This is a genomic window from Nitratidesulfovibrio liaohensis (assembly GCF_011682075.1).
GTDB lineage: Bacteria > Desulfobacterota > Desulfovibrionia > Desulfovibrionales > Desulfovibrionaceae > Cupidesulfovibrio > Cupidesulfovibrio liaohensis.
Genome location: NZ_VSMK01000331.1, coordinates 26,217 through 41,474 on the forward strand (window position 1 = coordinate 26,217; position 15,258 = coordinate 41,474).

Genomic DNA, 15,258 nt, shown 5'->3' on the forward strand with positions numbered 1-15,258 from the left:
TCATGCCTTGCGTATGCGCATGCTGAAGTCCGCCACCGGGGCGGAGTGGGTAAGCCTGCCCACGGAGACGAAATCCGGCCCGTGGGGGGATGCCTCGGCCAGTTGCCGCAACGTTTCCAGGGTGACGCCGCCGCTGGCCTCTGTTTCGATGCCGGGGGGCACCAATGCAAGCGACTCGCGCAGGAGCGCAAGGTCCATGTTGTCCAGCATGATGCGGTCCACCTTGCAGGTCACGGCCTCGCGCACTTCGTCCGGGGTGCGGCATTCCACCTCTATGGGCGGGCAGGGCGCGTAGGCCGCGCGCAGCGCCGCCACGGCGGCGGTGATGGACCCGGCCGCGTCGATGTGGTTGTCCTTCAGCATCAGCATTTCGGCCAGGGTGCGGCGGTGGTTTTGCCCGCCGCCCACCAGCACCGCGTACTTTTCAGGAAAGCGCAGCCCCGGCAGTGTCTTGCGCGTATCCAGCAGGCGGGTGGCGGTGCCGTCCAGTTCGCGCGCGTAGCGGCGGGTAAGGTTGGCGATGCCGGACAGGTGGCAGACGAAGTTCAGGATGACCCGTTCCGCCTTCAGCACCAGCCGCGCCGGGCCTTCGATGTCGGCGGCGATGGAGCCGGGGGGCAGTTCGTCGCCGTCGGCGGTGTGCGGTGTCCACGTCCAGCCGCCCACCACCGGACTTTCCAGCAGGGCGGCGCAACGCTCCATCACCAGCGGAGCAATGGACAGCCCGGCCACCAGGGTCTGCTGCTTGGCCACGATCTGGGCGGCCAGCCGGTCCACGGGGCCGAACACGGCGTCGCTGGTCAGGTCGGGGCCGTCTTCCAGCAGGGCCAGGTCTATGGCGGCCAGCAGGTGCTCGCGGGGCTGCCCCGCGAAGAAGGCGTCGAAATCCGGTACGATATGCGATGACATGGATTGTGCCGTCACTGGCTAGATGATACACGCAGGGTGCCCCGCGCCGAGCCTGCGCCGCGTGGTGTCTTGCCGGCGCCATATGATGCGCGATACGGGGTGCACCACGAGGCATGCCACGAGGTGCTGCGACCGGGGCGCATGCCGTGTAGTAGGAGGCTGCCCCGCTTTCGTCAAGCCGACGACGCCGCGTCGCCACACGGAACGGGCATGTGCGTGGCATGCTCGCCAACGCCGCACGGGCAGATCCGGGCATAATCTCCATTCGTGCGCATTTCACGCCTTCGCGCATTTCATGCGCATCATGTGCTTCACAGAACAGGGACAAGGGTATTTCATGGCCGGGCAGGAACACGGGCAAGAGCGCGGGCACGAGTGCGTGGATGGCGTCCCCCGCGACGATGGGGACGCCTGCCGCACCATCGTGCTGCCCGAGGAATGCCGCGACCCCGCCACGCCCGGCGAAGACGCCGAGTTCGCCCACCCCGCAGACGTTGCCGACCACCTGGAGAATCTTTCGCTGGAACGGCAGGTGTGCGTGCTGCGCCACCTGCCCGCCGAGGATGCCGCCGACGCACTGGCCGAGCTTGACGAGCATGTGCGCGTCGATCTGCTGGAAAACCTCGACGCCGACGTGGCCGCCCAGATCCTGTCCGAAATGTCGCCCGACGACGCGGCGGACGTGCTGGACGAACTGGACGAGGACCACCGCGACGTCCTGCTGAGCAGCCTGGAAACCGAGGACGCCGAGGAAATCCGCCACCTCATGGGCTTCGACCCGGACACGGCGGGCGGGGTCATGAACACCGAGGTGATCATCCTCGACCACGGCCTGACCGCCGACCAGGCCATCCTGCAAATCCGCGCCGAGATCGAAGACAAGGAAATTCCCTACTACGCCTATGTCGTGGACGAGCAGGATCGGCTGGTGGGCGTGCTTTCGCTGCGCGACATCATGCTGTGCAAGCCCGGCACCAGGCTGCGGGACGAGGTGCGCGGCCAGGGCCTGATTTCCGTGCTGTTCGACCAGGACAAGGAAGAGGTGGCGCACCTGCTGGGCCACTACAACTTCATGGCCATGCCCGTGGTGGACTACGAAGGCCGCCTGCTGGGCGTGGTCACCCACGACGACATCATCGACATCATCCATGACGAGGCGTCCGAGGACATGCTGGGCATGGTGGGCGCGGGCACGGACGAAACCGTGGACACGCCGTGGCACGAATCGGTGCTGAAGCGTCTGCCGTGGCTGGTCATCAACATGCTGAATTCGGCGGTGTCGGCGTCCGTGGTGTACATGTTCGAAGGGTCCATCGCCCAGATGGCGGTGCTGGCCGTGCTGATGCCCATGGTGGCCAACCAGGCGGGCAACACCGGGCAGCAGGCGCTGGCCGTGATGATCCGGCAGTTGGCGGTGGAGCGGTTCGACCGGCGCAAGGCATGGTGGGCCGTGCTGCGCGAGGCCAAGATAGGCCTGTCCAGCGGGGCCATTGTCGCGTTGCTGGTGCTGTGCGCGGTGTGGGCGTTTGCCGGGTCGTGGAAGCTGGCCTCGGTGATGTCGCTGGCGCTGCTGCTGGACATGCTGCTGGGCGCGCTGGCCGGTGCGTCCATTCCGCTCATTTTGCGGGCCGTGGGGCGTGACCCGGCGCAGGCGTCCAGCATCTTTCTGACGGCCATCACCGACGGTGCGGGTTTTTTCATCTTTCTGGGGCTGGCGACGCTGGTATTGTTTTAGGGGACGTGTCGCGTGGCTTAGGAGCGTGGGCACCCTGCGGACGGAATCCTGCGCGCTGCGGTCGTCATCCGTTTGCCTGTGTGCCGTGATCCCCTTTAGCGTTGTTGCAAGGCATTGCTCTACTGCAAACAAGAAGGGCCGGTCCCCCATGGTGGGACCGGCCCTTGGCCGTTCGGTGCGGCAGCCCGCCGTCGCGCGGGCTACAGGGTGAGCACCGAGGCGTCTATGATCTCGCGGCGCATCTCCAGAAAGTGCTTGCCCGTCAGGTCGCGAGGGCGGGGCAGGTCCACGGTGTAGGTGCGCTGCACCCGTCCGGGCAGCTTGCCCTCGATGGTCACGATCCGGTCGGCCAGAAACAGCGCCTCGTCGGTGTTGTTGGTCACGAAAAGGACGGTGCGCTTGTCGGTCTGCCAGATGCGCTCTGTTTCCTGTTCCATGAAGATGCGCGTCTGGGCGTCCAACTGGCCGAAGGGTTCATCCAGCAGCATCACCCGTGGCTTGTTGGCGTAGGCGCGGGCAATGCCCACGCGCTGCTTCATGCCGCCGGAAAGCTGATGCGGGTAGTGCTTTTCAAAGCCGTTCAGCCCCACCAGGTCGATGTAGTGCATGGCGATGTCGCGGGCTTCGTCCCTGGGCAGGCCGCATAGCTTCGGCCCCATTTCCACGTTGCCGAGCACTGTCTTCCACGGAAACAGCATGTACCCCTGGAACACCAGGCCCCGGTCGGCCCCCGGCCCGGTCACTGGCTCGCCGTCAAGGATGACGGTGCCGGTGGTGGGCGTTTCCAGTCCGGCGATGATGCGCAGCAGCGTGCTCTTGCCGCTCTGGCCGGGGCCGAGGATGACCACGAATTCGTTGGCCTGCACGTCGATGCTCACGTCCTCGAGCACCGGGACTTCCTGACTGCCCTTCTGGATGAAGGTCTTGCTCACGTTGCGGCATTCGATCACGGCGTCGTCCCTTCCTTTGGGGCTGGGGTTCCGGCGGTGGGGCTACAGGCCCACGATCTTGCGCTTCCACGGACACAGCTTGCGTTCCAGCGCGGTGACCAGCAGCGTGGTGCCCCACGCCGCCGCCGCGATGACCGCCATGCCGCCGATGACCATGGCCGGTTGCGACAGGTTCATGCCCTGCACGATGATGTACCCCATGCCCGAACGGGCGCTGACCAGTTCCGCCGCCAGCACGCAGGTCCAGGCGATGCTGAGCGATATCTGCAGCCCAGCGAAGATGGCCGGGAACGAGGCGGGAAAACAGACGTGCAATATCTCGTCGCGCCGCTTGCCGCCCAGCATGCGCACCACATCGTACAGTTCCGGCTCCACCAGGCGCACGCCGTTGTAGGCGTTGAGCAGGCACGGCACGAAGGTGCCCAGCACGATGATGAACACCTTGGACGTTTCGCCGATGCCGAACCACAGGATGGATATGGATATCCACGAGATGGGCGGCATGGGCTTCAGCAGGTCGAACAGGGGCTTGACGATGGCGTTGACGTAGCGGTTCAGCGCCATGAACAGCCCCAGCGGAACGGCGATGGCGGCGGCGATGGAAAAGCCTATCACCACGCGCTGGGTGCTGGCCCACACGTGGCCCCAAAGGGTCAGTTCCGCCAGTTCCTCGCGGGTGAGCACCGCCAGCTGTTCCAGCACTTCATGCGGGCGGGCCAGGACGCTGCTGCCCGCGCCCAGCACGTTGGAGCGGGCCAGCCAGTCCCACAACCAGAAGAACGCTACGATGGACACGGTATGAAGGAACCAGCGGTTGGTGAGGATGCGCCCCAGGCTGATGGGGCCGCGGTCCACCACCTGCCCCACGGTCTCGTTGGCGATGGAAGAGCTTGCGGCGCTGCACGTGGCTTCCTGCGACATGGTCTACCTCCTGATTCCGGCCAGCAGCCGCTTTTCCACCCTGTCGATGATCACGCCGATGAAGGCGCCGGTCAGCCCCACCATGAACATGCCCAGCACCACCATTTCGGGCATGGCCAGGCGACGGCCCATGGTGATCATGAACCCCAGGCCCGCGTCGGCGGCCAGCAGTTCCGCCGCGACAAGGTTGGTCCAGCAGCAGGCCAGCGCGATCTGCAGGGCGCCGAAGACCATGGGCAGGGCGGAAGGGATGCACAGCTGCCTGAAAATCTGCCAGTCGCTGGCCCCGTAGGTGCGGGCCATCTGGATGAGCGTGGGATTGGTCATCTTGACCCCCACGTAGGCGTTGATGACGCACGGAACCAGCCCCCCCAGCCAGATGATGAATATCTTGCCGGGCAGCCCGATGCCGAACCAGAAGATGGTCAGGGGTATCCACGCCACGGGGGGAATGGGCCGGATGATCTCGAAGATGGGCCGCGCAAGGCCCTCGGCCACGTTGAACCAGCCCATGGCCAGCCCCAGCGGCAGCCCCACGGCCAGGGCCAGGAAATAGCCGCCGAAGGCCTCCTGGATGCTGACCCAGGCGTGCTGGTGCAGCAGGGCGCCGTCGGGGTCCATGTTGGTGAACTTGTCGAACAGCAGTTGCGTCACGGTGGTGGGCGCGGCCAGCATGGTGTCCGGCACGACCCCGGTGCGCACGACGATCTCCCATGCGATGAAGAACGTGGCCACGCTGACGATGGGCAGTATTTTCAGCGCCAGCGGCGTTCTTACGACAACCTCGCGATATGCGGTCATGCATGCCTCCGGTGTCGGCGGTGGAGGGGAGCGGCGCCCGCCCCGCGCGGGCGGGCGCCGTGCGGAAACGGTTACTTCACGGTGGGCACGAGCTTCAGGAACTTGTCGGTGATGTAGTAGCCGGTCAGCAGCTTCTCGCCTTCAGCAGGCTTCAGCTTGCCGAGTTCGGTAAAGAACTTCACCAGGTCCTTCTGCCATGCCTGCACCTGGCTTTCACCGGTGGAGGCATCGAACATCTTCAGCTGTTCCTGCAAGGTGAACACCGGGTGCAGTTCCAGGTCCATCTTTGCTTCTTCTTCGGTCATGTTCAGCCCGGCCCACTTCAGGAAACGGGTGTATTCGGGGGCCAGCTTCACGCCTTCGGCACGCAGCGCGTCGATGCCCTGGAAGTACACCTTGAGGAAACGCGCCACTTCTTCGGGGTTCTTGTCACAGTATTCCTTGTCGCCGATGAGCACGATGGGCACGAAGCCGCCCGCCGTCTTGACGTCGGAGGCAACCTTCCAGCCCTTCTTGAGGCCGTTGTACATTTGCGGGGCCCACAGCACCACGGCGTCGCCGATGCCCTTTTCGAACGCGGCCACGCACTGGGCGGGGTCCATGTTCTTGATGGTCACGTCCTTGTCGGTCAGGCCAAGCGACTTCAGCCACAGGCTCATGGCGTAGTGGCCGGACGAGATGGTGGTGGCGAGGATGGTCTTGCCCTTGACGCTTTCAGGCGAGCCGAACACGTCGGGGTGCTTGGGGTTGAAGCCCTTGGTCTTCAGGATGGGGCTGTCCGGGCGCACCAGCACCGCATTGGTCACCGACTCATCGTTGGCGATGGCGATGAGGTAGGCGTTCTGGCGCAGCGCGCCGAACATCATGGGCACGCCGCCCGTGCCGCCCACGACCCACTGTTTGGCGGGCAGGGCCTCGATCTGGGCCATGCCCGAATCAAACATGTGCAGCTTGAAGTCGAAACCGGCGGCCTTGTCCCAGCCTTGCTGCTTGGCGTACCAGGGCACGAAGGTTTCGTGCTCGGCCTGCCAGGTGGTGTCCAGGGGCTTCACCTCGGCGGCAAGGGCCGTCACCGCCATGGCAAGAAGAGCCATCACGGCAGCCGCAAATCCAACCCAACGTTTCATCTGGAGCATGGTCAGACCTCCTTGAAGCAGGTTACGGTAGACTGTCTGGGCGTATGTTCTTGCCATTGCGTGTCCCCTTGGGGGGTTACCACCATCTGATGAGGTCCGTGACGTGTTCACGGATGCGCACGAATTCCGGGTCCATGAAGTCGCGCGGGCGGGGCAGGTCCACCTTCACCTCCGCCTTGATGCGGGTGGGCTTGTTGGACAGCACCAGGATGCGCTCGGAAACGTAGACCGCTTCCTCGATGTTGTGGGTGATGAACAGCACCGTGCTTTTCAGCTTGCGCCACAGGTTGACCAGTTCGTCCTCCAGGTAGAACCGCAGCTTCACGTCCAGTTGGCCGTACGGCTCGTCCATCAGCAGCAGGTCCGGGTCAACGGCGAACGCGCGCGAAACCGCGATGCGCTGCTGCATGCTGGCGGATATCTGGTTGGGATATAGGTTCGCGCACTGGGTCAGCCCCACCATGTCCAGGATATGGTCGAGCCGCTCGTCGATCTCCTTCCGGGGGCGTCCCTTGACCTCCATGCCGTAGGCCACGTTTTCGCGCACGGTGCGCCAGGGCAGGCAGGTGGGTTCCTGGAAGACGTAGGAGATGTTGTGGCGCTTGGGGTTGGCGGGGGTGCCGTCGATGAGGATCTGTCCGCTCGATGCGGGCAGCAGGCAGGACAGGGTGTTGAGGAAGGTGGTCTTGCCGCAGCCCGTGGGGCCGACGATGGCCACGAACTCGCCCTCGGCCACCGAGAAGGAGATGTCGTTGAGCACCAGCAGTTCTCCGAACCGCTTGGTGAGATTGCATACTTCGATCTTGTTCCGTGGTCTGGCGGCGTTTTGCACGGGTACGCTCCATCGGCGGGGTGGCCGTCTCCTGCGGCCCGCCCTTGGGGGAGGGGGCGGGCGCGCAGGAAACGGGCTGCCGCGTTGACAGGGGCGGCGGATTCCGCGTCGTCGTCATGCTTCCGGGGGCGGGGCGTACCTGGCCGACCCCCGTGCGGGGACCGGCCGTGCCCGGATTGCCCCGACTACAACACCTCTTCAACCGGCGCGTGCGGCAGCCCGAAGGCTTCGGCCACGGCCGGGTAGGTTATCTTGCCGTCCACCACGTTCAGCCCCTTGCGGATGTCCGCGTGCTGGCGGCAGGCTTCCTTCCACCCCATGTCCGCGATGGTCAGGGCGTAGGGAAGGGTTGCGTTGGTCAGCGCGGCGGTGGAGGTCATGGCCACCGCGCCGGGTATGTTGGCCACGCAGTAGTGGCTCACGCCGTCCACCACGTATACCGGGTCGGCATGGGTGGTCGGGCGGGAGGTTTCGAAGCAGCCGCCCTGGTCGATGGCCACATCCACCAGGATGGAGCCCCTGCGCATCTGTTTCAGGTCTTCGCGGGTGACCAGGTGGGGCGCCTTGGCGCCGGGCACCAGCACCGCGCCCACCACCACGTCGGCTTGGGGCAGCAGCTTGCGGATGGCGTAGGGGCCGGACATCATGGTGATACAGTTGGGGGGCATCACGTCGCTGAGGTAGCGCAGCCGGTCCAGGTTCTTGTCCAGCAGGTACACCGTTGCGCCAAGGCCGCAGGCCATCTTGGCCGCGTTGATGCCCACGGTGCCCCCGCCGATGACCACCACCACGGCGGGTTCCACGCCGGGCACGCCGCCCATCAGCTTGCCCATGCCCCCCGTGGGTATTTCCAGGTATTTTGCGGCCTGCTGAATGGCCATGCGGCCCGCCACCTCGGACATGGGGGTAAGCAGCGGCAACGAGCCGTCCGCCTTCTGGATGGTTTCGTAGGCGATGTTCACGCTGCGCGCGGCCACCAGCGCGTGGGTCTGTTCCTCGTCGGCGGCCAGGTGCAGGTAGGTGAACAGTATCTGATTCTTGCGCAGCATGCCGTATTCCGAAGGCTGCGGTTCCTTGACGTGCATGACCATGCCGCATTCGGCAAAGATGGTCCGCGCATCGGCCATGACCGCGCCCGCGGCCACGTATTCGTCATCGCCAAAGCCCGCGCCTTCGCCCGCACCGGCCTGCACCAGCACCGAGTGCCCGTGCGACCGCATGGCCACCACACCCGCGGGCGTCATGGCCACGCGGTTCTCCAGTACCTTGATCTCTTTCAGAATGCCGACCTGCATGGGGTGCTCCTGTGAGGTGATTGCGGGTATCAACCGAGCACCTTGGTCATGGCCGCGCGCAGGGCGCGGAGAATGACGTCGATGTCATCCCGGGTGACCACGTAGGCCGGGGCGATATTGATGATGTTGTTGTGGCCGGGCAGGCTGCGGTTGGTGCGGCCCACCAGCACGCCGTTGGCCGCCATTTCGCCCACCACCTGGATGACCTTGCCTTCGGGCAGGGGTTTCCTGCTCGCCTTGTCTTCCACCAGTTCCACACCACACAACAGACCCTTGCCTCGCACGTCCCCCACATAAGGCAGCTTGCCCAGTTCCTTCAGGCCCGCCAGCAGGTAGTCGCCCATGGCCCTGACGTTATCGAGCAGGTTTTCCTCCTCGATGATGGCCATGTTCTCCAGGGCGGCGCTGCACCCGGCGGCGCACCCGCCGTAGGTGCTGATGTCACGGAAGTAGGCCAGTTTGTCGCCCGGGTCGTGCAGGAAGGATGTGAAGAGGTCTTCGGTGGTGACGGTGACCGAGATGGGCATGTAGGCGCTGGCCACACCCTTTGCCATGGTCACGATGTCGGGCGTGACGCCGTAGTGCTGGTAGCCGAGCATGGTGCCGGTGCGGCCCATGCCGCAGACCACTTCGTCCATGATCAGCAGCACGCCGTGGTTGCGACAGACCGCCGCAAGTTCGGTGTAGTACTCGGCCACCGGGGGAATGACCCCGCCGCCCGCCGTGATGGGTTCGACGATGAGGCCGCCGACTGTTTCCGGACCTTCTTCGCGAATGATGCGGTCGACCGCCTTGACACAGTCAAGGTCGCAGCCGGGATAGGTTTTGCCGAAGGCGCAGCGGTAACAGCAGGCATGGGGGAATTCGACGAAGCCGGGGACGAACGGGCCGAACCATTCCTTGCGTTCCGCCTGACCGGTGGAACTGAGGGCGCCCAGGGTGGTGCCATGGTAGTCGCGGGCGCGGAACAGGATCTTCTTCTTGGTGGTGTTGCCCGAAATGTGGGCCAGCGCCCGGATCATCTTGTAGGCCTTTTCGTTGGCCTCGGACCCGCTGTTGGAAAGGTATACCCGCGACAGGCCGGGCATGTGAGAGACCAGCTTACGGGCGAATTCGATGTAGGGAATGTTGCCGGCAGTGGCCGCGTAGTAGGGCATGGCCCTGAGTTGTTCGTACACCGCCTTGGCGATGCGTTCGCGGCCGTAGCCCACGTTCACGCACCACACGCCGCCAGAGGTGGCGTCCAGGTATTCCTTGCCGTTGATGTCCCGCAGCTTCAGTCCTTCGCCTTCGACCACGATCATGGGGCCTTTTCCGGCGAGGGCCTGGTGCTGGACGAGGTGATGCCACACGTGGGCCATGTCGGCCGCTGCGTATGCCGCTGGGTCATGCTTCAGACTGGGGCTCATGTCCTGCTCCTTGAGGTTGTCAGGAAAAATGATGGCACCTGTGATGCGGACCGCAGGAAGTGTACCTCCGGGCGGGAATAGTGCGGATATGATCCGTCAATGGGCAGTGTTCCGGGCGGTCCTCCAGGAAATTTTGCGAAACTTCGAAGATTGCGGTCTTCTTTTTCGCTTTGTCTAGACAAAGAAATGAGGCTTTGTTATTTTTCTGTCAAGCGTTTTTTACGACGGGCGGGAACTCGGCGTAAAACTACTTCAACACCGTGCATTGTCAGGCAAAGACGGCACGGCATGCCCCCGAGGAGGCTTTGAAATGCCCAAGATGACCCCCAGTGAAGCAATGGCGGAAGTGCTGGTGCAGGAAGGCGTCACCCATGTCAGCGGCATTCTCGGCTCCGCTTTCATGGATCTGCTGGACCTGTTTCCGGCGGCGGGCATCGATTTCATTTCGGTGCGTCACGAACAGACGGCAGGCCACATGGAGGACGCCTTTACCAGAATGACTGGCAGGGCGGGCGTTTGCATCGGCCAGAACGGCCCCGGCATCACCAACTACGCCACGGCGGTGGCCACTGCCAACATGGCTCACACGCCCATGGTGCTCATTTCGCCCAGCGCGGGCAGCATTTCTGTGGGTTGGGACGGCTTTCAGGAATGTGACACCTGGAACATGTTCAAGCCGATCACGAAAGCATCACTTCGCGTGCCGCACCCCAAGCGCGCCGCCGACATCCTGCGCACCGCCTTCCGCATCGCCTACGCCGAACGCGGCCCGGTGCTGGTGGATATCCCGCGCGACTTCTTCTACGGCGAACTGGACGAGGACATTCTGACCCCGTCGCAGTATCGCGTGGCCCCTGGCGGCATCGGCAATCCGGAGCAGTTCCGCGAGGCGGTGGAAGTACTGAAGGCCGCCAAGCGTCCGGTCATCGTCTCCGGTCGCGGGGTGGTGGATTCCGACGCGCTGGAAACCGTGAAGGCCCTGGCGGAACACCTGAATGCCCCCGTGGCCTGCACCTACCTGCACAACGACGCCTTCCCCTGCGACCACCCGCTGTGGACCGGCCCCATCGGGTACATGGGTTCCAAGGCGGCCATGCGCATCCTGCAGCAGGCCGACGTCATCCTGGCCATCGGCACCCGGCTGTCCTACTTCGGCACGTTGCCGCAGTACGACATCAACTACTTCCCGAAGACCGCCAAGATCGTCCAGATCGACATCAATCCCCGCCACATCGCCAAGACCCATCCCGTGGCCGTGGGCCTGTGCGCCGACGCCAAGGACGCCGCCGTGGAACTGCTGGCCCGCGTGCGAGAAGCCATGCCGAATCCCAAGCGCGACGATGCCGTGTACGGCATGGTCAAGGCGGAACTGGAGGACTGGTACAAGGAAATCGCCGCCATCGCCGACGAACCGGTGATGGAAGGCCGCATGCATCCGCGCAAGGCGCTGGACGTGGTGGGCCGCTTCGTCACCGAGCACAACGCCATCGCCACCACCGACATCGGCAACACCTCGTCCACGGCCAACAGCTACCTGCGCTTCCGCAACGCCAAGCGTTCGGTGGCCACGCTGACCTTCGGCAACACCGGTTTCGCCTATCAGGCGGGCCTTGGCGCGCAGCTGGCCTGCCCCGAGGACACGGTGGTGGCCATCGTGGGTGACGGCGCGTGGGGCATGAGCCTGTTCGAGGTGCCCACCGCCGTGCAGTACAACCTGCCGGTCATCGCCACCGTGTACAACAACGGGGCGTGGTGCGCGGAAAAGAAGAACCAGGTGGACTTCTACAACAACCGCTTCGTTGGCGCGGACATCTGGTCCAACTCCTACGCGGCCATCGCGCAAGCCATGGGCGCCACGGGCTACAAGGTGAACACCCAGGCCGACCTGGCCGACGCGCTGGACGCTGCCCGCAAGAGCCGCAAGCCTGCCGTCATCGAGATCATGACCGACGGCACCCGCCTGGCTCCGCCCTTCCGGCGCGATGCCCTGGCCCTGCCCACCCGGCACCTGCCCAAGTACGAACACCTGGACAAGCGGCACTTCCCCAAGTAGCCGCCCCAGCAGGGTAATACGGCATGGGCGGCGCACCGTACGGTGCGCAGCAATGAACCCGGACAGGCCATGGCCCAAGCCCGGAACGGCGCGCCGCCAGTGCCATTCGAGATAAACCCGAAGGGCGGGTACTCCCCCTTCCTCGGTTACAGGGCGTGTACCGGCATCCTTGCAGGGGTGCCGGTACCGTTCCTCTGGCCGGTATTGTTCCTCTGGAAGGTTGCCAGCCTTTCAAAACTGTGGGCAGGTGAACATGAAGCCGTTTCTTCGTACCCGCGTGTACCACGGCCCGGTGCGGGCCGTGGTGCTGGACTGGGCTGGCACCGCCGTGGACCACGGCTGCCTGGGGCCGGCGGCGGTCTTCGTGCAGGCCTTTGCCCTGCATGGAGTAGAGGTGACCGTGTCCGAGGCTCGCGAACCCATGGGCACCGAAAAGCGCGAGCACGTGCGCCGCATGCTGGGCATGGATGGCGTGGCGGCCCGCTGGCGCGCCGCGCACGGGCATGTGCCCGGCGAGGTGGCGGTGGACGCCGTGTACCGCGACGTGGAGCCGCTGATGTTGCAAACCATCGCCGCCCATGCCGTGCCGGTTCCCGGCCTTGGGGAATTCGTGGACCGGGTGCGGGGCCGAGGCATGGGCCTTGGCTCGTGTACCGGCTACACCGGCCCCATGATGGAAGTGCTGGTGCCCGAGGCGGCCCGCCAGGGCTACAGCCCCGACGTGGTGGTGCATGCGTCCGAGGTGCCCGCCGGGCGTCCGTATCCGTGGATGTGCTATCTGAACGCCATGCGGCTGGGTGTGCATCCCATGGAATCCATGGTCAAGATCGGCGACACGGTGGCCGACATGCACGAGGGGCGCAACGCGGGCATGTGGACCGTGGGCGTGGTGCGCACCGGCAATGACATGGGCCTTTCCGAGGCGGATGCCGCGCGCATGCCCCCTGATCAGCTGGCCGCGCGCATGGCCGTGGTCACCGCTCGGCTGCGCGAGGCCGGGGCGCACTATGTGGTGGATTCCATCGCCGACTGTTTTTCCGTCATCGAAGCCATAGAGGCGCGCCTTGCCCGAGGCGAGGCGCCGTATCCCACCTGAGGCCGCCGCGCTCGGACGTGCCATGCCGGGGGATGCCGGATGAAAACGGACAAAATACGCCCTGGGGCTGGCCTGGCGAACGCTTCCGTGGTACGCGGGCTGTGTCCGCTGCTGACGGGTGAGGCTGTTTGCTCCCCTGCGGACTGCAACAAGCGAAATGAGGGGGAATACGCGGGGTACGGTGTCTGCACCGTGCCCGGCCACGGAAAGGACATGGCTAAATCGAAGTATCTCGTCATCTACGAATGGCTTTCGGAGCAGATACGGAACAAGGTGTACCAGCCGGGGGACAAGATTCCCAACGAGAACGACCTGGCCGCCATGTTCGGTGTGCATCGCATGACCGTGCGCCAGGCCATCGACAAACTGGTCAACGACCACATGGTGGTGCGCAAGCGCAGCAAGGGCACGTTCCTGCTTTCGGAAAAGAACCCCGTGCTCACCCGTTCGCTGGAAAGCATCACCACGTACTACGACGACATCGTCAACGCCGGGCTGGAGCCGCATTACAAGACCATTGCGGCGGGCATAGAATTCGCCGATGCGGAGGTGGCCGCCCACCTGAACCTTGCCGTGAGTCAGCCGGTGATCTTCCTGTACCGGCTGATGCTGGCCAGCGGCGTGCCGCTGGTGCTTGAACGCTCCATCCTGCCCACGGACATGGTTCCGGACTTTCTGGAAAAGAAGCTGGATACCGCGCTCTACAAGGTGCTGCACGAGGATTACGGCATACGCCTTTTGCATTCACGGCAGGAACTGGGGGCGGTGATGCCCACGGAGAATGAGCGCAAGTACCTGAAGATCGGCGACAACTGCCCGTGCATCTGGGTGGAGAGCGTAGTCTACACCGATACGGGGCGGGCCGTGGAATTCGGCCGCGCCCTGCACCGGGGCGACAAGTACCGCTTCCGCTGCGCCATTGGCGCGTACGTGTACGACAAGGATGGCACCGCCGGGCAGGCGCCGCTTGTTGGCACCCTGGTGGACCCTTCCGGTGCTGGCGGGTAGGGCCGCATCAGCAGGCGGCAAGGTCCGCCTGGTCGTGCGGACGAGAGACCGTTCACGACCGCACAGCGGACAGACAAACACAAGGCCGGACTCCCTGAGGAGCCCGGCCTTTTCACATTGGAACGCGGGGCGGCGCATTGCGTGCCATGGACGCTCGCCATGCCGTGGCAGCACTGGCGGCTGGCGGGCAGGCAGTGCCGGTAGCCCGGTTTTCATCCAGCCGCAGCGGCTGCGCGGGCGTCCGCCGGGCGTGCGCGCTGCAGGCGGCGGGCCAGGTAGATGAACGGGGTGTCCAGCAGGGCCACCACGGCCTTGAACAGGTAGGTGGTCAGCATGATCTCCAGCACCACCTCGAACGGGTACACCCCGGTGAAGGCGGCCAGGCAGAACACCGAGGAATCGAGCACCTGGCTGACCAGGGTGCTGGCATTGTTGCGCAGCCACAGGTGGCGGCCTCCGGTGCGCTGCATCCAGAAGTGGTAGGCCCACACGTCGTGGTATTGCGAGACCAGGTAGGCCAGCAGGCTGGCCCCGGCCAGGCGCGGCAGCAGGCCGAACAGGGCTTCCAGGTGCGGCTGGGCGAAGTCCGAAGGGGCCGGGGCATACAACAGCGAGGCCTGCATGTAGGCCGTGCCCAGCAGCAGGGTGATGAAGCCGAGCAGCACGCCCTTGCGCGCCTCTGCCTTGCCGTGAAATTCGCCCAGCATGTCGGTGGCCAGGAACACCCCGGCGTACACGATGTTGCCGAGGGTGGTGGTCATGCCGAACAGGGTCACGGTTTTCAGCACCTGGATGTTGCACACCATCAGGTTGAGCACGATGAGGGCATGCAGCCCGGCGGCGCCGAACAGGCGGTGCATGAGTACGGTGATGCCCATGTCGAACAGGGCGAAGCACAACCAGAGCAGTTCGTTCATGCGGAACTCCGGAAAAGCGAGATGGGCCGCGAACCGAGCCCGCGAGGTCGGATTGTGGCCGAATGGTGGCCGGAAGGCGGCGCGTAAGGCGGCGGAGGGTACGGGCTGCGGGAGGTGGGCGGCGGAACGGGGGGCTTACGCCACGCCGCGCGCCGGGTCAAGCCGCGAGGGGGGCGGTCAGGTCACGGCGCGCGGT

The 15,258-nt window shown here is 65.1% G+C and carries 13 protein-coding genes; 4 read left to right on the top strand and 9 right to left on the bottom strand.

Annotation, left to right across the window (positions count from 1 at the left end; genetic code table 11):
* Positions 1 to 909, bottom strand: coding sequence for a carboxylating nicotinate-nucleotide diphosphorylase (gene nadC, locus FVW27_RS11610; protein WP_167125316.1), 909 nt, complete (start codon positions 907 to 909; stop codon positions 1 to 3).
* Positions 910 to 1,246: 337 nt separating this feature from the next.
* On the opposite strand from nadC, the gene mgtE reads away from it, so the two are divergent.
* Entirely contained in the window at positions 1,247 to 2,644 is a 1,398-nt protein-coding gene (gene mgtE / locus FVW27_RS11615; protein ID WP_167125345.1) for a magnesium transporter, read from the top strand.
* Between the two features lie 200 nt (positions 2,645 to 2,844).
* On the opposite strand, the gene FVW27_RS11620 is transcribed toward mgtE, so the two are convergent.
* From FVW27_RS11620 to FVW27_RS11650, 7 genes are all read right to left on the bottom strand, one after another.
* Positions 2,845 to 3,594 carry an ABC transporter ATP-binding protein gene (locus tag FVW27_RS11620; protein WP_167125317.1) on the bottom strand — a complete coding sequence of 250 codons (750 nt, stop codon included), beginning with the start codon at positions 3,592 to 3,594 and terminating at the stop codon, positions 2,845 to 2,847.
* A 42-nt stretch (positions 3,595 to 3,636) separates the two neighbouring features.
* The gene (locus FVW27_RS11625) at positions 3,637 to 4,515 is read right to left on the bottom strand and encodes an ABC transporter permease (RefSeq protein ID WP_167125319.1); all 879 of its coding nucleotides are present in this window, start codon (positions 4,513 to 4,515) and stop codon (positions 3,637 to 3,639) included.
* A gap of 3 nt (positions 4,516 to 4,518) precedes the next feature.
* Positions 4,519 to 5,316: an ABC transporter permease gene (locus FVW27_RS11630; RefSeq protein WP_167125321.1), complete on the bottom strand. Its 798-nt coding sequence runs from the start codon at positions 5,314 to 5,316 to the stop codon at positions 4,519 to 4,521.
* A 71-nt stretch (positions 5,317 to 5,387) separates the two neighbouring features.
* Positions 5,388 to 6,452: an ABC transporter substrate-binding protein gene (locus tag FVW27_RS11635; RefSeq protein WP_167125323.1), complete on the bottom strand. Its 1,065-nt coding sequence runs from the start codon at positions 6,450 to 6,452 to the stop codon at positions 5,388 to 5,390.
* 76 nt (positions 6,453 to 6,528) lie between these two features.
* Positions 6,529 to 7,284 (bottom strand): ATP-binding cassette domain-containing protein, encoded by a 756-nt coding sequence (locus FVW27_RS11640; protein ID WP_167125325.1) that lies wholly within the window; start codon positions 7,282 to 7,284, stop codon positions 6,529 to 6,531.
* A gap of 185 nt (positions 7,285 to 7,469) precedes the next feature.
* Complete coding sequence (gene ald, locus FVW27_RS11645) at positions 7,470 to 8,579, bottom strand: alanine dehydrogenase (protein ID WP_167125327.1); 1,110 nt, start codon at positions 8,577 to 8,579, stop codon at positions 7,470 to 7,472.
* Positions 8,580 to 8,608: 29 nt separating this feature from the next.
* Positions 8,609 to 9,988, bottom strand: coding sequence for an aminotransferase family protein (locus FVW27_RS11650; protein ID WP_167125329.1), 1,380 nt, complete (start codon positions 9,986 to 9,988; stop codon positions 8,609 to 8,611).
* 310 nt (positions 9,989 to 10,298) lie between these two features.
* On the opposite strand from FVW27_RS11650, the gene xsc reads away from it, so the two are divergent.
* From xsc to FVW27_RS11665, 3 genes are all read left to right on the top strand, one after another.
* The gene (gene xsc / locus FVW27_RS11655) at positions 10,299 to 12,041 is read left to right on the top strand and encodes a sulfoacetaldehyde acetyltransferase (protein WP_167125331.1); all 1,743 of its coding nucleotides are present in this window, start codon (positions 10,299 to 10,301) and stop codon (positions 12,039 to 12,041) included.
* Positions 12,042 to 12,294: 253 nt separating this feature from the next.
* Positions 12,295 to 13,137 (top strand): phosphonoacetaldehyde hydrolase, encoded by an 843-nt coding sequence (gene phnX, locus FVW27_RS11660; protein ID WP_167125333.1) that lies wholly within the window; start codon positions 12,295 to 12,297, stop codon positions 13,135 to 13,137.
* Positions 13,138 to 13,350: 213 nt separating this feature from the next.
* Complete coding sequence (locus FVW27_RS11665; RefSeq protein ID WP_167125335.1) at positions 13,351 to 14,145, top strand: GntR family transcriptional regulator; 795 nt, start codon at positions 13,351 to 13,353, stop codon at positions 14,143 to 14,145.
* Positions 14,146 to 14,357: 212 nt separating this feature from the next.
* On the opposite strand, the gene FVW27_RS11670 is transcribed toward FVW27_RS11665, so the two are convergent.
* Positions 14,358 to 15,062: a queuosine precursor transporter gene (locus FVW27_RS11670; protein ID WP_167125337.1), complete on the bottom strand. Its 705-nt coding sequence runs from the start codon at positions 15,060 to 15,062 to the stop codon at positions 14,358 to 14,360.
* Positions 15,063 to 15,258 lie beyond the last annotated feature (196 nt).